The sequence below is a fragment of the Thauera sp. WB-2 genome (genome assembly GCF_027594845.1).
Taxonomy (GTDB): domain Bacteria; phylum Pseudomonadota; class Gammaproteobacteria; order Burkholderiales; family Rhodocyclaceae; genus Thauera; species Thauera mechernichensis.
In genome coordinates this window covers 2,632,370-2,653,181 of the sequence record NZ_CP088935.1, presented here as the reverse complement: position 1 = coordinate 2,653,181, position 20,812 = coordinate 2,632,370, and the positions used below count along the sequence as shown (strand labels likewise).

The window sequence follows — 20,812 nt, the reverse complement described above, 5'->3', positions numbered from 1 at the left end:
TTACAATCCATATCCGTTACTGGGATCACGCAGCCACTCCAGGTAGCCCTGCATGTCCACCGTGCCGGTGACGTTGCCGAGCTTGCGCGGGTCGAGCGCCGTGCCCTTGCCCAACTGTTCGACCTCGCGCGGCAGCCAGGTGATGTAACTCAGCGTGTCGGCATGGACCATGCCGCCGTTGTCGAAGCCCATGCTGCGCTGGCTGCCACCCGAGGTGGCACCACGGACCTCGCGGTCCTCAGCGAAGACGTAGTCGATCCAGGGGATGTCGCCGTGGGTTACCTCCTTGGGAACCAGGACCCGCGGGTCGCCCACACGGATGACGTTGCTTTGGTCGTGCAGCACGACGGCGTTCATCGGAATCGGTGGTACATCCTTCATGGTCACGCCTGCATTCTTTGCCTGCTGCACCATCCAGTTCAGCGCAACTCGCGACAGTCCCTGTTCGTCGTCCGGGTAGCCGCCGCCGATGTCCGCGTGCGCGCCGATGAAGCCCTTTTCGATGCGGATCTGTCCCGGAGTGCTGCGACTCGCCCCGATCGACTCCAGGGGAAAACCGCCCCAGTGCATGCTGTGCGGCTTGGGGTTGCGCTGCCCGTATTCGTCGATGATCCCCGAACGGTGCTCGTTGAGCGCCACCGCTTGCGCGACGTAGGCGAACTCGCCTGGTATGCCGAGGTTGTAACCTGTGCCGCTGAAGTTGGTGGAGAGCACGGTGTCGAAGAGGCCCATGAAGCGGAAGTTGACGCGCTGGCAGAGCGCGACCGCCTCGCCGTTTACGACATCGCTGTAATGAAAGTAGCCATTGCGCGTATTGGCTACGATGTAGTTCGCGAAATGTCGCGCCTGGGCCGCGCCACGACTGAAGCCTACGATATCGATGTCCATGATCTCGTCGGGATCGGTTATCAGATTGGCTTCGTCCTTGAGGTAGCGGATCATCCGATCGATGCGAGCCGGTCCCGAGTAGTTGCCGCCCATGTCGTTGACGTAGACGGGGTCCCCGGGCGTGAGCCACCAGAGCAGGGTGTGTGTCGCGTAATGTTCCGGTCGGATGTGGCCGTACTCGTCGTCTCGATGCACCGTGCCGACGCCGCTGACGTAGCGGGCTCTGCCGTTATCGTAGGCGTTCCGGAAATGGACCACATTCGTGAACCCGTCGCCCCCCATTGCCGGATCGTTGCGGTCGTCGCTGTTGCCCGTGCCATCGAACGCAAACAGGATCAGCCCGTCCGGATCGATGAACCTGAGCGGGTTGTACGCGACGTAGGCGTAGGGATTGGGGCCGTCCGGGGTGCCGAGCGGGTCGGGGCTGAGGTACTGGCCTTGTTCCGGGTCGTAGTAGCGTGCGCGGTTGTAGTGCAGCCCGGTCTCGGCATCAAGGTACTGGCCGGGTAGGCGCAGATTGAGGGTGAAGCCGCCCGAGTGGACGTTGGCCGCCCCGAAGGGCGCGTAGTGCGCACGCCACAGCACTTGGCCTTGAGTGTCGGTGGCGAGTTCCGGCGCGCCGAGGTGGTTGCCGTGCAGCCAGACGATGCCGTTGGAGCCGGCGAGCCAGCTTTGAGCGACGCGTATCAGGTCGCCGATGATGCGGGCGGCGGTGCCTTGCGCGGCCGGCGCCGGCGCGGCGCCTTGGGGCCGGTCGATGACGGCCACGGGCAGATCGGCCAGCCACACGTACTGGCGCAGGATGCGCCCGTGGGCGTCGAATTCGGCCAGCGGCTGGCGCGCTTCGTCGTAGAGGGTGTAGCGGGTCTGGCCGTTTGCATGCTTGACGTTGCGCAGGCCACGGTGGTCGTAACCGTAGCGTGCCAGCGTCTTGCCGTGCTCGCGTACCTCGACCAGGCGGCCGCGGGCGTCCCAGTCGTATTCGCGGCTGCCCAGTTGCTCGGGTTGGCCGCTGGCGCTGTAGCGGGCGGGGGGGCGGTCCGCATCGATGCGTCGGTGGCTGCCGAGATCGAAGGCGCTACGGCGCGTGCCTGCGCGCAGCTCGGCTTGCGAGCCGACGCCCTGCTGGCTGAGCACGCGGCGCTGGGCCGGGTCGTACGCATAGCGCCACACGGCCTGTTCGGCCAGCGCCTTGTCTTGCGCCTGCCATTCGACCGAGACCAACAGCTGGTTGTGCCGGTCGTAGGCGTGGCTATGCCAGGTGGGCTGCGCGCCGGCGTGGGCTGCCTGCTGGCGGCTATGCAGCAGGTTGCCGCGTGCGTCCCAGACGTAGCGGTGGTCCAGCAGTGCCGAGGGATCTTCGGGAAGGCCCAGGGCGCCCGGCAAGAGGGCCGCATCGGGGTTTGCCTTGGCGGAGGAGTTTGCCGCCATGGATGCGTGACTTTGCGTGCCGCTCGGGGATTGAGCGCGGGCGGGTGCAATGCCGAGCAGCCTTTCGATTACCTCCTGTCGGCTGAGCCCAAGCTGCACGGGATCTGACGGGTAACGGGCCAGGCGCACCCGCTCGGGTGTGCGGTGGCGATGCACCACCCGTGCCAGCACGCCTTCGCGGCTGCGCTGGTAGAGGGTCTGGATACCGTTGCCGGCGGTGTGAGCGCGCAGGCCCGCGAGGTCGCGCTCGAAGTCGCTCGCGATGAGTTGCTCGCGTTCGAGCTGGCGCAGCCACGGCGTCTGGACGCTGCCAAGCATGAGTGCGACGACCTGGCCCTGGCCGTTGCGCTCGTAGCGCAGGCGGCTGCCGTCGGGCAGGGTGGTGGCGACGAGCCGGCCGACCTCGTCGTGCTCGTAGCGGGTGACTGAGGTCAGCTCGCCCTGTTCGGTGGCGAGTCGCACGATCCGCGCGCTGTGCAGGCCGCGCGCGTCGTATTCGTAGCGTTCGCTCTGAGTGGGATGAACAAGCTCGATCAGACGCCTGCCGGCGTAGCGCCAGTGGGTCGTTTCCGCCTTGCTCGACGCCGCGTCGGTGATGACCTGGCGCAGGATGCGGCCTTGCGCGTCGTATTCGTAGCGGGCGAGGTTGCCGCGCGCATCACGCATCGCGGCGATGCGATCGGCGGCGTCGAGCTCGCGCAGCACGGTCCCGGTGTCGGGGCTGCGCCGCCATACCAGGCGGCCGAAGTCGTCGCGCAGCGCTTGCACCTGGGTGGCCTGGGCGAGCTCATGCGGAAGTGGGGATATGCGCGCCGGCACCGCGTGTTCGAACCCGAGGGCGTCGATCACGCGTTCGAGTTGTCCGTGCTCGTCGTAGCGCCATTTCAAGCTGCGCCCGGCGTTGTCCCAGGCGTGTGCGAGCCGGCCCCGGTCGTCGTAGCGACGGTGCCGTGACTGCGTGAGGCTCGCGCTCTGGAGCGTGTGCTCGGTCAGGCGGCTTTCGGTGTCGTAGGTGTAGCTGCTCAGCACTCCGAGGGCGCTGGCATGCCACAGCAGGCGGCCCTGGGTGTCCCACTGCCGGCGCCAGCTCGCGGCAGCTTGGCCGAGGTGCGCTTCCTCGGTCGGGTTGCCGAGTTCGTCGTAGTGGATTCGCTGCTCGAGGGGTATTGACCAGCCCGGCCCCCGGCTGCGTACGCTCGTGATTTGCTGGCGTGCGTTGTAGGTGAATGTGGTCTCGAAGCCCTCGTCATTGACCACACGTCGCAGCAATCCGGTCTGGGGGTGATGCTGCAGCGCGCTTTGCAGCCCGCCGGGCTGCGTGAGCCTGATCACGAAGCTACCGTGAGTATCCCAGTCGAAGCGTGTGACATCCGAATCACCTGGATCTCCATTGGGCCCATTGGGCAGCGGCCCGTCGATCTGGGCGAGCAGGCTGCGGCCGTTGATCGCGGTGTAGGCGTAGGTGGTGGTGCGGCTGATCGGCGTGGCCGCCTCGGCGGAGGCAGCGGGCTCGCCGGCGGCGTCCAGTGGGCTGAAGCCGGACTCGGTCACTTCGATCCGCTGGCCGCGATCGTTGTAGGAGAAGCGGATCTGGTGTTCCTTGCCAGGGATTACGCTGGGCCGGGCGACGAGGGCAGGGCGGGGGCTTGCGTCGGCGTACTCGTAGCGGGCGATGAGCCGTTCCGGCAGGGGGCGGCCATTGGCGTAATCGACGCGGCTCTCGCGCACCACGCGCCCTAGTGCATCGCGCTCGATCTTTGTGGCGGCAAGCGGGCGGGCGCCCGGATCGAGGCGGGTGATCTCGGTCAGGGCGCCGTAGCGGTCGTATGCGTAGCGTACGTTCGTCTCGCCACAGCGCGCGCAGCCTGGGCCGATGGCTTCGAGCAGGCGCGGTTCGCCGTTGATGCGCGTGTGGCGGTAGCGGGTGGTCTCGCCCAGGCTGTTGGTGAGCTCGGTGCGGTCCGGGGCGCTGAAGCGCAGGTCCACCTGTTCGATTCCGCTGCCACGCAGCAGTTGGCCTGATGCGTCGAACTGTCGCGGGGTACCGCGCACGCTCATTACCGCGCGGCCGGCGGCGTCGTAGGCATAGGTCGACAGGCGTTGGGCGTCGGCGGCGGTGCCATCGGGGCGCTTGCCGACGACGGTGATCCCCGTGAGATGGTGGGGCCACCCGAGTGCGGACTCGCCGATGTCGGCGCCGTAGTGATAGCGCCGGGTTGTGCCGTCGGGCAGCGTCGCGGCGACCAGATTGCTCAGGCCGGGCAGGGTGCGCTCGTTCTGGTGCGAATAGGTAAAGCGCCCGAGCGGGCTGGTGATGGCCACGACGCCACGGAAGCCGCGGCTCCTGCGTGGGGCGTACTCGAAGTTCAGGCTGCGTCCCTGCGGGTCGGTGACTTTCATCAGTTCGCCGTCGAGACCGCGTGTGAGACTGAGGAATTCGCCGCTTGGCAGACGGATCTGCACGAGCTTGCCGCGCGCATCGAAGTCGAGCTCGCGACCGTCTGGCCAGGTCCAGCGATGACCTCGCCTGCCCGGGGATTGGGGGGAGCGCAGGGCAATGACCGTCCCGCGCGCCGGGTCGGCGTGGGAGTACCGGCGCCCGCCCGCATCCGCTGCAGCAAAGCTCAGGTGCTTGCCGTCGGCCTGGATGATGAGCAACTGGTCGCCATTGGCGTGGAGGTCGGTCTCGTAAGACAGGCGCCAGCCGCGACCGAGCAGCCCGAGCTGCGAGTCTGTGCCGGCCTGAGCGCTGTTGTAGTGGCGCACGATCTCGAGACCGAGGGGGCCGGGTAGCGGGGGCAGGTCGGTCTCGTTCTGGTACTTGTTGCCGGTGATGACGTCGATCGGGTTGCCGGCAGCCCGTCCGACGCCGTCCGGTTCGTCCTGGCTGGCGGGGGCCGCTTCAGCGCATGCCTGCGCACCGCCTGGGTTTCCGCCATCGGAGGGGGCGCAGCTCGTATCGCTCGGGCGCGATTGGGGCAAGGACGAGCCACCACCGTCCGTAGACAGTTGCGCACCGCTGATCAGGGGCATCGCCAGCAGTAGCGCCAGCAGGGCACGGGCGACTGCGTTACGTACGGCGGCAGGGGAGGCGGGCTTGAGGGCGCGATTCATTCGTGTTGATGCGTCGTCATGGTGTCTGAGGGGATGCAGGCCTGCTTCGCAGCCAGTCCGAGGGGGCATCGCAAGAGGGAGGTGATCCACAGCCCGGGTCGGTCAGCGGGTTGCAGTCGTCCGGAAGCGGGTCCTCGTCGGGATCCTCATCCGGCTCGGCTTCAGGTGGCGGCACGCTGGTGCAGGCCGGGTCCGTCACCGGGCACAGGGGCAGCGTCGGTCCGTCTGGCGGTGGTCCGGGGTCGGAGGGTTTGCCGGCATTGCCCGGGCCGGGGATGGAGGCGTTGCCGGCCTCGATGGCGGGCGATTGCATGCGCATGACGGTGTGGGCAACGACCGGGATGCGGCCCTGGGCGAGGAGGCTGGTGCGGAAAGTGTCGCGGTCGGCGGGGTCGAGCAGTGCGCTGGCACGGGCCATGAACGGGCCGGCGAGCGGGATCTGCTTCTCGCGCGGGATGCCGTAGGTGATGCGCAGCTTGAGCAGGTTGGCGTCGTGCAGGCTCTGGCCGCTGGCGTTGGTGGCAGGGTTGCGGCTGCAACTGGGGCGGTCGGCCGGACACTCGAGGTGGGCGATGTAGGTGTTGGGGATGACGCGCGCGGACAGGCCCAGGCGCGTGGCCAGGGCGGGGCTGTGGTAGTCGTCGAAGCTCTCCTTGGTCGGCGAGAGGATCTCGATGCGGGCGAAGGGCGATTCGGCCAGCGCGCGGGCGCGCGACGCAGCGAGCTCGTCAGTAGTGGTGCCGCCGCCGTGGTAGCCCGTCATGGCACGATCGAAGGCGGTCCGTATGGCCGCGGGGCGGGCGCTGTCGACGGTGCCGGCGCGTGCGGCCTCGAAGGTGGCGTAGTTGAGCTGGCTCTTGGCATGAAAGAGCAGCGCGTATTGCATGAGCACGAGCAGGATGAAGAGCAGCAGCGGGCCGACGACGACGAACTCCACCAGGGTGGCGCCGCGTTCGCGCCTGCCGTGGGGCGCGGCGTGTCCAGGCCGTGCGCCAGCGGCGAGGTCGAGGCGCATGCCCGCGACGAGCCCCAGCCGGCGCGCCTCGCCCGCGCCCAGTTCGAGCGCGTGGCGGGCGCTGGCGCAGGCGGTGGCACGCCAAGGGGGGAGCGCCTCGACCACTTTGGCGATGCGCTCGTCGGCGTCGATGAAGACCACGTCGATCGGGTAGCGCATGAATGCGGTGTGGACCGCAGCGCAGGGGGTGATGAGCAAGGCATGGCCAGGCGCCAGGGCGGCGGTGCCGAGGAGGCCGCGCAGGCGCGAAAGGAAGTGCCCGGCGCGGCGGATGTTCAGCGGCTCGACGCTCAAAGCCCGGCCCCGATGAACTTCATCACGATCGGAAACATCAGGATCGCGAACACGCAGGGGAAGATGAAGAACAGCAGCGGGAAGAGCAGCTTCACGGGGGCCTGCATGGCCAATTTTTCGGCTTGCGCGAAGCGTTCGGTGCGGCGTTGTTCGGCCTGGGCGCGCAGGATGGGGCCCAGGCTCATGCCGGTGGCCTCGGCCTGGATCAAGGTGGTGACGAAGTTGGACACCGCGGGCAGGTCGAGGCGGCTGGCGAGCTCGCGCAAGGCTTCGCTGCGCGCCTTGCCGGCGCGCACGTCGCGCAGCAGGCGGGCAAACTCATCGCGCAGCGGCCCGGCAGGCCCCTTGGCGACGGCCTGAGCGATGGCACTATTGAGGTTGAGCCCGGACTCGACGCACAGCGTGATGAGATCGAGCATGAAGGGCAGACCCTTGAAGGTCTGCCGGCGGCGGCGCTGGATGCGGTCGCGCAGCCAGGCGAGTGGGAGGAAGGCGCCGAGCGCGAGCCCGGCCAGTGCCGGCCACTGCGGTGCGAGTGCAAAGCCGCCGGCGAGCCAGCCGCCGAACCCTGCGCACAGCAGCCCCCAGATGACGCGTCCGGCCATGAACTGCGCGGGGTCGAGCGCGTAGTCCAGGCCGGCCAGGCGCAGCTGGCCCAGGCAGGCCTGCTGCTGGCGCTCGGGCAGTAGCCCGCGCAGATAGTGCGCTACCCACTGGATCGGCCACCAGACGATGCGGTAGGCCGGCGGAGGCGCATCGAGCCACAGCCTGTCCTGGCGCGGCACGGCCGCGGCGGCGCGCGACAGCAGCCAGGCGACGAGCGCCACTGACAGGCCCATGGCGAATGCCAAGCCACCCACGACCCAGCGCGGCTCGAGCGCGGACAACAGGGGCGTTGCAGACGGACTCATATGTCGATGCTCACGATGCGACGGATGAGCAGCACGCCGGTGAGCTCCATGACCAGCACCACGGCCAGCACGGCCCAGCCCATGCGCGTTGTCCACAGCAAGGCCATGGCCTCCGGCTCCATGTGGGTGAGCACCCAGAGCAGGAACACCGGCAGCAGCCCCACGACCCAGGCCTGCAGCTTGCCCTGGGCCGTGAGGGCGCGGATCTTGAGCTCCATGGCATGCTGGCTGCGCAGCGTGGTGGCGGTACGTTCGAGTGTCTCGGCCAGGCCTCCGCCGGTCTCCGAGGCGATGCGCATGGCCGACACCATGAGCTTTACCGGCTGTGCAGGCACCCGCAGGGCGAGGTTCTCGAGTGCGTCGTCCAGGCTGACGCCCAAGCGTTGTTCGTGCTGCAGCAACAGCAGTTCCTGCTGCAGCGGTGGCGCCAGCTCGCTGCCGACCTGGCGGATCGCTGCCGGCAGCGACAGGCCCGCGCGTGCGGTGCCGGCCAGCATCTGCAGGGCATCGGGCAGTTGTTGCTCGATGCGTTCGAGACGGCGCGCGCGCAGCCAGCGAAAGATCGCGCCGGGCGAGATCGCGAGCAGCAGGGCGACGATGAAGGCCAGCGCGAGGCTGCCGCTGGCCAGCCAGGCCGCGCCTGCGGCGAGTACGGTGAGGGCCAGGTTGAGCGCATAGAGCCGGGCCGGATCGATGAACAGGAATAGCTCGCGCAGGTGAAAGCCGGTCTCGCGGGTGAAGCGGTTGCGCCAGGCATGCAGCAAGCGTGGGACCAGATCGGCCAGTGCCCACACGAGCAAGGCCACGGTAAGGGCGACAATGAGCAGGACGAGGTCGAGCTTCATGCGTCGCGCGGTCCGTCGAAGAGCGACAGGTCGAGTGCAGCCCCGGCGCCGGCCAGCGTCTCGTAGAAGGCCGGCACTGCATTGCAGGCGCAGAAGCGGCCCTGTACGCGCCCGTCGCCGTCGCGTCCAAGCTGGTCGTAGCGGAAGAGCTCCTGGATCTGGATGCGCCCCGATTCAGTGCCGGCGACTTCGACGATGCCGGTGACCACGCGCCGGCCGTCGGGCAGGCGCGCCTGCTGCACGACGATGTCGATCGCCGAGGCGATCTGTTCGCGGATGGCTGACAGCGGCAGATCCATGCCGGCCATCAGCACCAGGGTTTCGAGGCGGGCGAGGGCGTCGCGCGGGCTGTTGGCGTGCAGGGTGGTGAGCGAGCCGTCGTGCCCGGTGTTCATGGCTTGCAGCATGTCCAGCGCCTCGCCACCACGGCACTCGCCGACCACGATGCGGTCGGGACGCATGCGCAGCGCGTTCTTGACGAGGTCGCGGATGGCCACCTGGCCGCGGCCTTCGGCGTTGGGTGGGCGGGCCTCCAGGCTGATCAGGTTGGCGTGGGCGAGGCGCAACTCGGCGGCGTCCTCGATGGTGATGATGCGTTCGCCGTCGGGGATGAAGTTCGATAGCACGTTGAGCAGCGTGGTCTTGCCCGAGCCGGTGCCGCCCGAGATCAGCACGTTCCTGCGTTGTTGCACGCAGACGCGCAGGAACTCGGCCATCTGCGCGCTCATCGCACCGATCGCGACGAGGTCGGCGTGCGAGAAGAGCTTGCGGCCGAACTTGCGGATGGTGAGCGCCGGTCCCTTGATGGCAAGCGGCGGGATGATGGCGTTGACGCGCGAGCCGTCCTTGAGGCGGGCGTCGACCATCGGTGACGCCTCGTCGATGCGCCGGCCGATGGGGGTGACGATGCGCTCGATGATGCCCATTACCGCGCGCTCGCTGGTGAAGCTGCCGGGGTGGCGTTCGAGCCGGCCGTGGCGCTCGAGAAAGATCTCGTCGTGGCGGTTGACCATGATCTCGCTGATGGTTTCGTCGGCGAGCAGTTCATCCAGTGGTCCGAGGCCGACGGCCTCGTTGAGTACGTCGCGGCGCAGGCTGTCGCGGTCGATGCCGTCGGGCAGGGCGGTTTCCTTGTCGATCAGCTCGACGAGCAGGGACTCGGCTTCGGCGCGCAGTTCGTCGTCGCTCATGCGTACGAGGTCGCGGCGGCGCAGGTCGATGGCGTCGAGCAGGGCTTCGTGGATACGACGGCGCCAGTACTGTTCGGGCGTGGCGGCGGTACGTGTACCGGGGCCCGCGGCTGCGGCCATCGGCTGGGGCGCGTTTACTTGCGTTGTGTCCGCCGCATGCGCTGCGGGGGCGCCGGCGGGTGTGGGCTGTAGCTGGTCGGCGACGATGAGGGTGAAGGGGCCGACCACGATGCGGTCGTCGGCGGCGAGCGGGCCGTGCTGATGTACGCGCACGCCATTCACGCTGGTGCCGAAGAACTGGCCGAGATCCTGGATGAACAGCCCGGACTTGGTGCGGTATATGCGTGCATGCTCGCGCCCGACCTTCCAGCCGGGAAGCTGCAGCCGGCATTCGCGCCCCTTGCCGATGACCGCGGAGGTCTCGCTGATCGACTCGACGCGAGGGGCGCCTTCGGGCTGGAGAATGGTGACCTGGAACATGGCGTCGGCCCCGCTCAGTTGTGGAGCGGGTCGTGCGCGCCCGGAATCGGTCGGTCCTCGACCGGGGCGGCGGGCCACGGGGTGGCCGACAGGTCGGGTTCGGGTGCGCGCGGAGCGTCTTCCAGGCGCTGGCGCGCGCGCAGCATGCTCTCGGCCTGCTGCAGGGTGTGCCTATCCACGGCGTAGGGCGTGACGAAGACGACGAGCTCGGTCTCGTTGTTCTGGAAGCGGCGCGAACGGAACAGGGCGCCAAGCACCGGGATGTCGCCGAGCAGGGGCACCTTGTCGATGGAGGCATTGACGTCGCGGCTGAGCAGCCCGCTGAGCACGATGGTGCCGCCGTCCATGACGTTGAACTCGGTTTCGGTCTTGCGCGTGCGCAGCGCGGGGCCGGCAGCGCTCATGACGGAGGGGTCGAGGTCGCTGACCTCGCTCATGATGCGGGCGCGGATCACGCCGTTGTGATCGACGGTGGGCGAGATCTCGAGGCGGATGCCATAAGGCTTGAACTGGATGGTGGTGCCGTTGATGTTGCTGACGCTGTAGGGGAACTCGCCGCCAGCGAGGAAGCTCGCTTCGGCGCCGCTGCGGGTGGACAGGATGGGCTGGGCGAGGATGCTGGCCGAACCGTTCTGCTCCATGAGGCGCAACTGGGCGTTGAGTCCGGCATTGAGCGCGGACAGCACGTTGAGGCTCGAGCCCAGTGGCACCGGGTTGCCGCTGCCGTCGGGACTGACGATGGGCGGGGCGTTCTCGGCGCCGGTGCGAAGGTCGATCTGCAAGGGGGTGTTGCCGCGCCGGCCGGGCATCCAGATGCCGCCGATGGCTGCGCCGCCGGTGGCGGTCCAGGCCAGCCCGACCTCGCGCAGCATGTTGACCGGGAACTCGGCGATCTGCACTTCCATGACGATCATCTTTTCCCAGCCGACCGGGTTGGCGAAGTTGAGGATCTGCGGGTAGTGCTTGGCGAGCGCTTCGATGCGGGCCTGGTCGCGGTTGCTCAGGTTGTCGCCCTCGATGACGATCCGGTCGCCGATGACGGTGCTGCGTGCGTTTGGAATGTCGGCGAGGAAAGCCGCGATCTCGCGATTCACGCGTGGTGTCTCGGCGGCGACGACCGTGACCTTGAGCCGGCGGTTGCGCCCGTTGGCTGTCCAGATGTGCAGGGATGAGGTGCCGATCTCGTTGGCGATGAGCAGGATCTCGCGCTCGTCGAGCACCGCCGCCGACAAGGCCTTGCCGTTGCCTACGGCCAGGCGACCGACGTTGGGTTCGGTGATGACCCGCGTCTCGCCCTGGAAGAGGGTGAGCTCGGGCATTTCGGCGCTGCGGCTGGCCGATGCGTTAACCGGCGCGGCGCTTGCCGCCGCGGTGGTCAGGCAGCAGAGCGCGAACAGGCGAAGCAGGGTGTGGGTGAGGAAGTGCATCGGGTCGCTCGGCGCGTGGCGAAGGTGGAGGGGGATCGGTAGCGGACGGATCGCGGGGAGGCGTCAGTCGAGGGGGGCTTCCCGGTGTGGTGTGAGTTGCAGGCCGTTGGTGATCGGGCCGCCGCCATAGATGACGGGGACGCTGCTCACGCTCCGGCTGTCGCCCTTGGGGAGGCCAAGCAGGGCATGGGTGTCGGTGATGAGCGAGGACACCGGCGAGAGGTCGCCGGGCGCTCGCAGCAGCGCCGTGACACGGCCGATCTCGCGCGCAGCGATGACGCGTTTGGCGTCGTCGGGGTTGGTGTCGAGGGTGATTGTGGTATAGCCGCCGTGGCGTCCGTCGGTCCTGGCGCTCTCGGCGTCGGCCTGGCTGCCGGTGGCGAGCACCGCTACGCTCTGCAGCAGAGTGAAGGTGTAGTTGCGATGGGCGTCGCGTATCGAGACCACGATGTCGATACGGTCCCCCGGTTCGACCATGCCCGACAGTGAGCTGATCTCGTCGACCGGCACGGTGACCGCGCGTTGCCCGGTTTGCAGGCGGGCAGAGAAGCTGGGGGCACGGTTGCCCTCCAGTTGCGCCCACAGGATGGGTTCGCCGATCGCCGCGGGGTGGGCGAGTGCCGAGCCCTCTGCGCGACTGAACTGCTCGGGTGTGATCGCGCCGGAATGCGCCCAGGCGCGCGGGATCTCGCGCACGGCAACGGTTTCGGGCGTGATGAGCGCGCCGCCTGACAGGTTGGATTTGGCGACGATCAGGTGGACAGTGTCAGCGTCGCGATCGCGCGCTTCGATCTCGGCCATGCGGCTGGACAGGTAGTTGCTTGCGGCAAAGGCCGCGATACCGCCCAGTGCGAGGGCGAAGGCGAGCACCACCCAGTGCTTGCGGGCGCGCGGCGGCGTGTTGGTTGGCGTCATAGCGGCAGTGAGATGAAGGCGCTCAGGCGGTTGAAGGCGGTGTGGATGGCAGTGAGCAGGGTGTCGACCACCGAGCTGTCTCCCGCCCTGCCAAAGCCGATCAGCATCGCCAGTACGAGAAGCGCGACGAGGTACTCGGTAAGGGCCTGGCCGCGTGTGCAGGAAGCTGGGGGGCGAGTCATGGCTGGCGTGAGAGCAGGGTGAGGACGGCGTGGGTTTGGTTCTCGTGCCGCATCAGGACGAGCTGCGCCTGGCCGGAGGTGCCACCGAAGTGCTGCAGCAATGCGCCGTCCTTGCCCGTGACGGGCGGGCTCTCGGGATGGAGGCCGCGGCGGGCGAGTGTTGCGGACAGCCGATCGAGGTTGACCCGCAGGCTATGGGCATTGGCCAGCACGAACTGGCGCGAGGCGATCCCGCCGTCGGTTGATTCCATGTCCGAGAGCAGGGTCGTACCTGCCGGTATGTCGAGGCCGAGAGGCCTGCCCGCAGCCGCGCGTGCGCCGTGGCTGTCCGCCACGGCCACCAGCGCCTCGCTGCCGCCATCGGGCAACTGCTGCAACGTGACGGTGATGAAGAAGTTGCCGCGGCCTTGTGCCAGCACCTGGGCGCCACCAGCCTGCGATTCGGCATGCGGCTGGCCGAGCACCTGCCGGTAGTGGCTGGCGAGTGCGTCGACGGGGAGCGTGGCCTGTACGCGTACGATACGCATCGGCGTGCCATTGATGCGTATCTGCCCACCGACTTCGTCGATGCGTGACTCTCGCGGGTGTGCGAGCGTCGGCCAGGCTGCTGCCAGCTCGCCCGCCTGTGACGGGACTGGGCTGGCAAGGAAAAGGCAGACGGAAAGGAGGCAGGCGAGGAGCAGGCGTTTCACGCCCAGCGGCTGGATGCAGGCCCGGTCGGCCGGCATCTGCGCGGGTGATGCGACGGCAATGGACGTGACGGCTGCAGGCAGGGTGCGCAGGGTCTTCATCGGATGCGGTCTGCGGGGATGATGTCAGGGTTGATGCGGCCGATGTCGGGTAGCTGGCTACCCTCGAGCACGGCGGCGAAGGGACGAAGCGCCGAGACGAGCGTATCGAGTGGGCCGAACGGGAAGGGGCCGACGGGATTCCAGGGTTCCCGGCGCAGGGCGCTGCGCACGGCTGCCGGGCCAGCGGCCGACCATGGGTCGACCAGCACCGTGGCATGACGCTCGATCGACAGACCGAGTGCGTCGAAAGGCGCAAGGCCGGCAACGTTCGCGACACCCACCCGCAGCCTGGCTGTATGCAGGTTGCTCCTGTCCAGGCCCATGCCCGCCGCGAACACTGCACCCACCGGTTGTGAGAGTGCCTGGCGCCGGCTTTCTACGCCGACGTGGGTGGAGAACACAGGCAGCAGTGCGCCACCGCGGTGGTCGGACCACAGCGGATTGCGGTCGGCGCTGACGTCGCCAGCCACGTCGCCGGTCTTGATGGCAGCCGCACTGGTGCTGAAGAATCGCCGTCGCAGCTCGTCTGCCAGCACGGCGTCGGATTTCCATGGCTGGAGGCTGCCGCCGTGGCGGACCGTCCCCTCGAAGGCTGCATAGCGGGCGGCGGTCGCTGCCGCCTGTGCGATGTCGAGCTGTTTGCCGATCAAGGGCACGATCAGGAGCAGGGGCAGCAACACCAGCGCCAGTGCCAGGAACTCGACGCTGGACTGGCCGCGGATGCGGGTGCGATCAGCGGGTTTGGGCAGCATCGCCCGCATCCTCCTGTGGCTCGAACACGTTTACCGGCAGATCGAACGGTCCTTCGAAGCGCACCACCCGGACCTCCAGGACGCGCTCCGTGCCGTCGCTGCCGGTGCTGAGCACCTCGGTACTGAGGCTGTCGTCGATGGGCATGCCGATGCCCTCGGGGAGTACGCAGCTGCGCACCTCGACCGGCGGTGGGCTTTGCACCCAGCGGCACGATCGGCCGGCGATGCGATCCTCGCGCTGTCCGGCAGCGGGCTTCAGTGCCGCCTCGCCTGTGGTCGGCACGGCAGGTGCCAGGCTGTCGAGGGACAGGGCATCACGCAGCAGGGCGGCCGTGTCGTGCTCGAGATGCGGCATGGCTCTGCGGCGCCACGGCTGGGGTCCGCGTACGGGGTCGATCTCGCGGCTCAGCACCGTGCGCTGCCGGGGGCCGTAGTGGCTGATCCTGGTGGTTTCGCGCACGCGTACCTCGTAATGGCAGCGCGAGATTGCGACGAGTTCATGGTGGCGCTTGACGACCGAGGACTTGCGCATGCCCGGGTGGTGGTGCTCGATGACCTGATAGGTGCCGACCTTGTCGAGATCGCCGCCGAACCGGAACGCGGCACCTTCGCGTTCGCAGGCGGCGCGCAAGCCGGGGAGAACGGCCTGCGCGGCCTTGCGCGCAGGAGGAACGCTGGCCTCGCGATGAATCACGTAGCCCCCTGGAAGCGTGCCGATGGCCATGGCATTGCCTGCAAGAAGAATTGTCGCCGCGACGATGCTCGCCGCTGCGATCGGATGGTTCGGGACGGGAAGGCGGCAGGTTGCGGCCAGCAGCAGGTGGATCCAGGCCATCGAGGACAGTTGGGGCGAGAATGACATGGCGGTGGGGCTCACGGGAGCTGGACGCTGCCTTGGCGCAGTTGGGCCTGGGCGCGTTCGGCTGCGGACACGGGCGCAAGGCGAGCCTGCCAGTAGGGGTTGAACAGGCTGCCACGTTCGATGCGGCCGGGATGGCGGGGGTTGCCGGTGTCCGGACGCTCGAAGAAGACTTCCACGCTTGAGATTGCCGCGCTCGTGCCGGCAAGCATTGCGCCGTCGAAAAGCTGAAGCCGCCCAGCGGGCTTGACGCTGCTTGTGCCGCCGGAGAAGCGCTGGGTCGAGCCGGGCTTGGTGACGCGGATGCTGAGGCGGGTACGCGGACTGTCCGCAGCCAGGGCCCGGTCCGAGAGTTCGCGGAAGGTGGGGACGGCGCCGCCGCCCAAGGTGCTGGCGGGGAAGCCCCGGGCCACGCCTGAGGGTGAGTCGGCCTGCCTGCTCGCCCGGGGATTGGTGGGGCGCGACCCAGCATAGTCGTATGCGCGGTCTGCCAAGCTGTCGGCGGATGCGGCCGTGCCATAGCCGATCGGCTGTTCGCTGCGTCGGCAGCGCCAGCGGCGGATGCGATGGTGGTGAGCGGAGAAGGTGTCCATCGACTTCCAGCCGTCGACCAGGCCGATCAGTTCGGTGCTGCCGCGCTTGCGCAACTCGATGCCATGGCAGAGCACGACGACACCGAAGTTCCAGTTGCGAGTGCGCAGGAAGGCCTCCCGGTCGTCGTTGACCAGCCTGCCCATGCGCTGCCTTTCGGCGCGCGAGGCGTAGTTGCGGGTGAAGCCGAGAAAGTCGTCGGTGAGCGGGATCGGGTCGACGACGGCCTGCGGGTCGTTTTCCTGGGCGATGCGCCGCATCAGTACGAGGCGTCCGGCAAGGGCAAGGCTGTCGCCCGGGCCGTGCATGAGCTGCTGCGCCAGCGCCAGCGCCTGGATGGCTGCGTCATGGTTGGCGACGGTGACCGCAAGGGCGGGCGTCAGGGTGTCCATGATGTCCTCGAAACGCTCCATGGCGCGGGCGAGCGCAGTGCCGACGCCTGGGATGAGGTGCATGTAGGGGCCGATCGTGGCTGCTGATGTCCCCATGTACCTGGCCCACGACGCCACCGCGACGGCCTGCCCGACCGCGGCCTGGTTGGCGATGATGGCGCGGTTGGCGTAGGCGTCGTAGTTGAGCATGCGTGCCTCGAACACGCCGGCGCTGTAGGCAACCGCGTCGGCCGTATTGGTGAGGCGGAGCTTTTCCTGCACAAGCTGCCCGCTGTTGAAGAGGAAGAGTGCGGTGGCCGTGACGGCAAGGACCAGCAGCAGCCCGATCGGGAGTGCCTGTCCGCGCTGCCTGGGCGTCATGGGGGTATGCGGTTCTGTCCGTCTGCCCTTGTGCATGTCCGCTCGGCGTCCGCGCTGTGCGCCGGGTTACTTGCCGACCTGATTCACATACGTGTCCAGGGTGTGCTTCTGGTTGCCGACTGTCTGTGCCTGACCGGCCGCCGTCTGGGCCGCGCTCTTGGCGGTGCTGCCGTCCTTGCCGGACAGCTCCTGTGCGATGGCCGCCGTCTGGTTGCGCACCGTCTGGCCGAAGTACTGATACACGGCAATGGCGGCGATGGCGATCATGGCGACGATGATGATGTATTCGGTCATGCCCTGGCCGTGTTGAGCGGGTTTGCGCACGAGGCGGGGCGTGTTCTGGAGAGACTGATGCGCAGGTGCTGACATGAGTTTGCCGTCCGGTGATGATTCTGTAATGATGATGTCAAATGAGAAATGCATAGTCAATATGCAAATGCGATAAACATGGGGTTGCGCTGAAGTTCGTTGCCTTGTTCTGGACGGGTACGCAGGTCTTTGCAGCCTCAAAGCTCATTGACCTGACTAGCGGGGACAGGTAGAAGATGCCGAGAGACAACGGCGCTGATAGCATCCTGTCATGGCGTGCCGTGGGTGCCAGCCATGGGGGAGGAAAGATGAGTCAGGCGGTTCATTCGGTGGTGTTCCAGGATGCGGTGCTGGAAGGGCTAGCGCGCGAACAGGCTGCACGGCGGCGGGTGGCGTTCGAGTTTGCCGGCGAGGGCTTCGAGTTCTTCCGCATCTGGATCGTCAACCTTCTGCTCACCATCGTCACGCTGGGTATCTATTCGGCCTGGGCCAAGGTGCGCACGCAGCGCTACTTCTACGGCAGCACCCGTCTGGACGGCGCCAGTTTCGACTATCTCGCCAGCCCGCTGAGCATCCTCAAGGGGCGCCTGGTCGCCTTCGCCATGCTGCTGGTGTACGTACTCGCCAGCGAGTTCGTGCCCCTGCTCGGGGCGGTGTTGATGCTGTTCTTCATCGCGATCATGCCGTGGGTCATCGTCCGCGGCCTTGCCTTTCGCAACCATTACTCGGCCTGGCGTGGGCTGCGCTTCGGCTTTGATGGGCGCGTCGGCGAGGCCTACGTGGTATTCCTGCTGTGGCCGCTGCTGAGCGTGCTGACGCTGGGCCTGCTGTTCCCGTATGCCTTTTTCCGCCAGCAGCGCTTCATCATCGACAACACGCGCTATGGCGTCACGCACTTCAGTTTCGCTGCCGGCGCCGGCAAGTTCTATACGCTCTTCCTGATCGTTCTTGGTGTCTTCCTGGCCGGAGCGATCGTCGCCGGGGTGCTGGGCACGGTCTTCCCGCCGCTCTCCATCCTGCTCATGGTGGCCATGTACCTGCTGGCGATGGCATTGTTCGCGGTCAGGCTCACCAATCTGCGCTTCAACAACACCACCATCGATCGCCACGCGACCGCCGCCGATTACCGCCTCGGCTCCTACGCTGCGCTCATGTTCACCAACACGCTGGCGATCGTGCTCACCCTGGGTTTGTTCTACCCGTGGGCGAAGGTACGCAGCGCCCGTTACGCGGCTGCACACATCGCCCTCGATGCCGATGGCGACCTCGATCGCTTTGTCGCCGACCAGGGCGCTGCCTTGAGTGCCGTGGGCGGTGAGATCGGCGATGTCTTCGACGTCGACCTGGGCTTCTGATGCAGGTCGCCGGGCATTTTCAGGGTGGTAGCAGCTCTCGCCGCGTGGCGGCGACCTTGCGGTGCGAGCGCGGGCAGGTGAGGGTGGTGGCGGAGGGGGGCGATCTGCTCGCGGTGGCGGAACGCGACGAGGTCGAGGTGTCGTCGCGGCTGGGCAACACGCCGCGCTTCATCCGCTTCAAAGGGGGAGAGGCCTTCGAGACGGCGGACAACGACGGTGTCGATCGGTTGTTGCCGGCAGCAGGTGCGGGATTGCTCCATCACCTCGAGTCGCGCCTGCGCTATGTGCTGCTCGGCGTGTTGGTGACGGTGGCCTTTGTGTGGGCGAGCGTGCAGTGGGGTGTGCCGATGGCTGCGCGTGCCATTGCTGCATCATTACCGCAGAGCGTGCATGCGCACGCGGACAGCCTGGTGCTGGAGCTGATCGACCGCCAGATGATGGCGCCGAGCAGACTCGACGCCACAGAGCAGCAGCGTCTGCAGGCCTTGTTTGCGCCCCTTGCGGCAGAGCTTGGCGAGGACCCGCCGATCCGCGTGCTGTTCCGCCTTGCCAGCGACGAGATCGGCGCCAATGCGCTCGCCTTGCCGGGCGGCACCATCGTGTTTACCGATCAGCTGGTCGGGCTCGCACGCAGCGACGAAGAGCTGATCGGCGTGCTCGCTCACGAAATTGGCCATGTCGCACATCGGCATGCGATGCGGCGCTCGATCCAGGCCTCGATGATGGGTGTTCTGGCTGCGGTTGTGGTGGGCGACGTGTCTGCGGTGTCGTCTGCCGTCACCGCACTGCCGCTGATCCTCACCGAACTTGGCTACTCGCGCAGCTTCGAGCGCGAGGCCGACGACCACGCGGTGGACATGATGCGCCGCCATGGTGTCGACCCGCGCCATCTGGCCAACATGCTGCAGCGCCTCGATCCGGCGCAGGGCGGCGTGGGTAGCTACCTGTCCACCCATCCGCCAACGCCAGAACGCGTGCGCGCCATCCACGCGCGCGCCGCGCAGTAGGCACGCGTCAGCGCGCGATCGGCTTGTAGCGGATACGCTTCGGCTTCGCGCCTTCTTCGCCCAGGCGCTTCTTCTTGTCCTCTTCGTATTCCTGGTAGTTGCCGGCGAAGAAGGTCCATTGCGAATCGCCTTCGGCCGCCAGGATGTGCGTGCAGATGCGGTCGAGGAACCAGCGGTCGTGCGAGATCACCAGCGCGCAGCCGGCGAACTCCAGCAGCGCGTCTTCGAGCGCGCGCAGGGTCTCGACGTCGAGGTCGTTGGACGGTTCGTCCAGCAGCAGCACGTTGCCGCCCTGGATCAGGGTCTTGGCCAGGTGCAGGCGCCCGCGCTCGCCACCCGAGAGATTGCCGACGATCTTCTGCTGGTCGCCGCCTTTGAAGTTGAAGCGGCCGATGTAGGCGCGGCTGGGCATCTCGAAGCGGCCCACGGTAAGCACGTCGGCGCCATCGGAAATGGCATCGAACACCGTCTTGTCGTTGGCCAGGCCTTCGCGGGTCTGGTCGACGGCGGCGATCTTGACCGTGGTGCCGATCTCGACCGTGCCGGAATCGGGCGTGTCGCGGCCTTCGATCATCTTGAACAGCGTCGATTTACCGGCGCCGTTGGGGCCGATGATGCCGACGATGGCGCCCGGCGGGATGCTGAAGCTGACGTTGTCCATCAGCAGCTTGTCGCCGAAGGCCTTGCTGACGTTGTGGAACTCGATGACCTTGTCGCCCAGGCGCTCGCCGGGCGGGATGAAGATTTCCTGCGTCTCGTTGCGGCGCTGGTACTCGACGCTCGCCATTTCCTCGTAGCGGGCCAGGCGGGCTTTGGACTTGGCCTGGCGCGCCTTGGGGTTGGAGCGCGCCCATTCCAGCTCGGTCTTCATCGCCTTCTGGTGCGCAGCTTCCTGCTTGGCTTCCTGCGCCAGGCGGTCACCCTTCTGCTCGAGCCATGACGAGTAGTTGCCCTTCCACGGGATGCCGTGGCCGCGGTCGAGTTCGAGGATCCACTCGGCGGCGTTGTCGAGGAAGTAGCGGTCGTGGGTGACGGCGACCACAGTGCCGGGGAAGCGGGTGAGGAACTGCTCCAGCCAGTCGACCGATTCGGCGTCGAGGTGGTTGGTGGGCTCGTCGAGCAGCAACATGTCGGGCTTGGACAGCAGCAGCTTGCACAGCGCGACGCGGCGCTTCTCACCGCCGGACAGGTTGCCGATCACGGCGTCCCAGGGCGGCAGGCGCAGTGCGTCGGCGGCGATTTCCATCTGGGTCTCGACGTCGCTGCCGGCAGTCGACAGGATGTTCTCGTACTTGGCCTGTTCCTCGGCGAGCTTGTCGAAGTCGGCGTCGGGTTCGGCGTAGGCGGCGTAGACCTCCTCCAGCTTCTGGCGGGCTTCCATGATCTCGCCAAGCGCGGACTCGACCTCTTCCTTCACCGTCTTGGCGGGGTCGAGCTCGGGCTCCTGCGGCAGGTAGCCGATGCGCTGGCCGGCGAGCCACTGCACTTCGCCGTCGTATTCCTTGTCCACGCCGGCCATGATGCGCAGCACGGTGGACTTGCCCGAGCCGTTGAGGCCGAGCAGGCCGATCTTGGCGCCGGGGAAGAAGGAAAGGGAGATGTCCTTGATGATCTGACGCTTGGGCGGAACGATCTTGCTCACGCGCAGCATCGACATGACGTATTGGGCCATGGGGGAGGGTCCTGCTGAGTCGGAAAGGGCTG

At 67.6% G+C, this 20,812-nt stretch carries 16 protein-coding genes; 2 read left to right on the top strand and 14 right to left on the bottom strand.

What is annotated here, in order from left to right; genetic code table 11:
• The 13 genes from LQF09_RS12140 to LQF09_RS12080 form a co-directional block, all read right to left on the bottom strand.
• The gene (locus LQF09_RS12140) at positions 1-5,433 is read right to left on the bottom strand and encodes an RHS repeat-associated core domain-containing protein (RefSeq protein ID WP_270068068.1); all 5,433 of its coding nucleotides are present in this window, start codon (positions 5,431-5,433) and stop codon (positions 1-3) included.
• Between the two features lie 16 nt (positions 5,434-5,449).
• The gene (locus LQF09_RS12135) at positions 5,450-6,742 is read right to left on the bottom strand and encodes a DUF192 domain-containing protein (RefSeq protein WP_270068067.1); all 1,293 of its coding nucleotides are present in this window, start codon (positions 6,740-6,742) and stop codon (positions 5,450-5,452) included.
• The gene (locus tag LQF09_RS12130) at positions 6,739-7,653 is read right to left on the bottom strand and encodes a type II secretion system F family protein (protein ID WP_270068066.1); all 915 of its coding nucleotides are present in this window, start codon (positions 7,651-7,653) and stop codon (positions 6,739-6,741) included. Before LQF09_RS12130 ends, LQF09_RS12135 begins: the two co-directional genes overlap by 4 nt.
• Positions 7,650-8,498: a type II secretion system F family protein gene (locus LQF09_RS12125; protein WP_270068065.1), complete on the bottom strand. Its 849-nt coding sequence runs from the start codon at positions 8,496-8,498 to the stop codon at positions 7,650-7,652. The genes LQF09_RS12130 and LQF09_RS12125 overlap by 4 nt, the downstream gene beginning before the upstream one ends.
• Complete coding sequence (locus LQF09_RS12120) at positions 8,495-10,168, bottom strand: ATPase, T2SS/T4P/T4SS family (RefSeq protein WP_270068064.1); 1,674 nt, start codon at positions 10,166-10,168, stop codon at positions 8,495-8,497. The genes LQF09_RS12125 and LQF09_RS12120 overlap by 4 nt, the downstream gene beginning before the upstream one ends.
• A 14-nt stretch (positions 10,169-10,182) precedes the next feature.
• The gene (locus tag LQF09_RS12115; RefSeq protein WP_270068063.1) at positions 10,183-11,595 is read right to left on the bottom strand and encodes a type II and III secretion system protein family protein; all 1,413 of its coding nucleotides are present in this window, start codon (positions 11,593-11,595) and stop codon (positions 10,183-10,185) included.
• Positions 11,596-11,658: 63 nt separating this feature from the next.
• Positions 11,659-12,510 carry a Flp pilus assembly protein CpaB gene (cpaB, locus tag LQF09_RS12110; protein ID WP_270068062.1) on the bottom strand — a complete coding sequence of 284 codons (852 nt, stop codon included), beginning with the start codon at positions 12,508-12,510 and terminating at the stop codon, positions 11,659-11,661.
• Positions 12,507-12,692 (bottom strand): hypothetical protein, encoded by a 186-nt coding sequence (locus tag LQF09_RS12105; RefSeq protein ID WP_002929251.1) that lies wholly within the window; start codon positions 12,690-12,692, stop codon positions 12,507-12,509. The genes cpaB and LQF09_RS12105 overlap by 4 nt, the downstream gene beginning before the upstream one ends.
• Complete coding sequence (locus LQF09_RS12100; protein ID WP_270068061.1) at positions 12,689-13,483, bottom strand: hypothetical protein; 795 nt, start codon at positions 13,481-13,483, stop codon at positions 12,689-12,691. Before LQF09_RS12100 ends, LQF09_RS12105 begins: the two co-directional genes overlap by 4 nt.
• Positions 13,480-14,235: a hypothetical protein gene (locus tag LQF09_RS12095; RefSeq protein WP_270068060.1), complete on the bottom strand. Its 756-nt coding sequence runs from the start codon at positions 14,233-14,235 to the stop codon at positions 13,480-13,482. The genes LQF09_RS12100 and LQF09_RS12095 overlap by 4 nt, the downstream gene beginning before the upstream one ends.
• Positions 14,216-15,097, bottom strand: coding sequence for a hypothetical protein (locus tag LQF09_RS12090; RefSeq protein ID WP_270068059.1), 882 nt, complete (start codon positions 15,095-15,097; stop codon positions 14,216-14,218). Before LQF09_RS12090 ends, LQF09_RS12095 begins: the two co-directional genes overlap by 20 nt.
• Positions 15,098-15,108: 11 nt before the next feature.
• Positions 15,109-16,437 (bottom strand): pilus assembly protein TadG-related protein, encoded by a 1,329-nt coding sequence (locus tag LQF09_RS12085; RefSeq protein WP_270068058.1) that lies wholly within the window; start codon positions 16,435-16,437, stop codon positions 15,109-15,111.
• 66 nt (positions 16,438-16,503) lie between these two features.
• Complete coding sequence (locus tag LQF09_RS12080) at positions 16,504-16,731, bottom strand: hypothetical protein (RefSeq protein WP_002929272.1); 228 nt, start codon at positions 16,729-16,731, stop codon at positions 16,504-16,506.
• 323 nt (positions 16,732-17,054) lie between these two features.
• Between LQF09_RS12080 and LQF09_RS12075 the strand changes: the two genes are divergently transcribed.
• Both LQF09_RS12075 and LQF09_RS12070 read left to right on the top strand, forming a co-directional pair.
• Complete coding sequence (locus LQF09_RS12075) at positions 17,055-18,101, top strand: YjgN family protein (RefSeq protein WP_270068057.1); 1,047 nt, start codon at positions 17,055-17,057, stop codon at positions 18,099-18,101.
• A 44-nt stretch (positions 18,102-18,145) separates the two neighbouring features.
• The gene (locus LQF09_RS12070; protein WP_270068056.1) at positions 18,146-19,108 is read left to right on the top strand and encodes a M48 family metallopeptidase; all 963 of its coding nucleotides are present in this window, start codon (positions 18,146-18,148) and stop codon (positions 19,106-19,108) included.
• Between the two features lie 7 nt (positions 19,109-19,115).
• Here the strand turns inward: LQF09_RS12070 and ettA are convergent, their stop codons facing one another.
• Complete coding sequence (gene ettA, locus LQF09_RS12065) at positions 19,116-20,780, bottom strand: energy-dependent translational throttle protein EttA (RefSeq protein WP_002929301.1); 1,665 nt, start codon at positions 20,778-20,780, stop codon at positions 19,116-19,118.
• Positions 20,781-20,812: the final 32 nt, after the last annotated feature.

What these genes read in the sequence shown, in the direction of transcription:
- LQF09_RS12085 (WP_270068058.1), bottom strand. Translation starts at nt 16,437, where the DNA reads ATGACGCCCAGGCAGCGCGGACAGGCACTCCCGATCGGGCTGCTGCTG.
- LQF09_RS12140 (WP_270068068.1), bottom strand. Translation starts at nt 5,433, where the DNA reads ATGAATCGCGCCCTCAAGCCCGCCTCCCCTGCCGCCGTACGTAACGCA.
- LQF09_RS12120 (WP_270068064.1), bottom strand. Translation starts at nt 10,168, where the DNA reads ATGTTCCAGGTCACCATTCTCCAGCCCGAAGGCGCCCCTCGCGTCGAG.
- LQF09_RS12130 (WP_270068066.1), bottom strand. Translation starts at nt 7,653, where the DNA reads ATGAGTCCGTCTGCAACGCCCCTGTTGTCCGCGCTCGAGCCGCGCTGG.
- LQF09_RS12100 (WP_270068061.1), bottom strand. Translation starts at nt 13,483, where the DNA reads ATGAAGACCCTGCGCACCCTGCCTGCAGCCGTCACGTCCATTGCCGTC.
- LQF09_RS12080 (WP_002929272.1), bottom strand. Translation starts at nt 16,731, where the DNA reads ATGACCGAATACATCATCATCGTCGCCATGATCGCCATCGCCGCCATT.
- LQF09_RS12105 (WP_002929251.1), bottom strand. Translation starts at nt 12,692, where the DNA reads ATGACTCGCCCCCCAGCTTCCTGCACACGCGGCCAGGCCCTTACCGAG.
- ettA (WP_002929301.1), bottom strand. Translation starts at nt 20,780, where the DNA reads ATGGCCCAATACGTCATGTCGATGCTGCGCGTGAGCAAGATCGTTCCG.
- LQF09_RS12125 (WP_270068065.1), bottom strand. Translation starts at nt 8,498, where the DNA reads ATGAAGCTCGACCTCGTCCTGCTCATTGTCGCCCTTACCGTGGCCTTG.
- LQF09_RS12075 (WP_270068057.1), top strand. Translation starts at nt 17,055, where the DNA reads ATGAGTCAGGCGGTTCATTCGGTGGTGTTCCAGGATGCGGTGCTGGAA.
- LQF09_RS12095 (WP_270068060.1), bottom strand. Translation starts at nt 14,235, where the DNA reads ATGCTGCCCAAACCCGCTGATCGCACCCGCATCCGCGGCCAGTCCAGC.
- cpaB (WP_270068062.1), bottom strand. Translation starts at nt 12,510, where the DNA reads ATGACGCCAACCAACACGCCGCCGCGCGCCCGCAAGCACTGGGTGGTG.
- LQF09_RS12090 (WP_270068059.1), bottom strand. Translation starts at nt 15,097, where the DNA reads ATGTCATTCTCGCCCCAACTGTCCTCGATGGCCTGGATCCACCTGCTG.
- LQF09_RS12115 (WP_270068063.1), bottom strand. Translation starts at nt 11,595, where the DNA reads ATGCACTTCCTCACCCACACCCTGCTTCGCCTGTTCGCGCTCTGCTGC.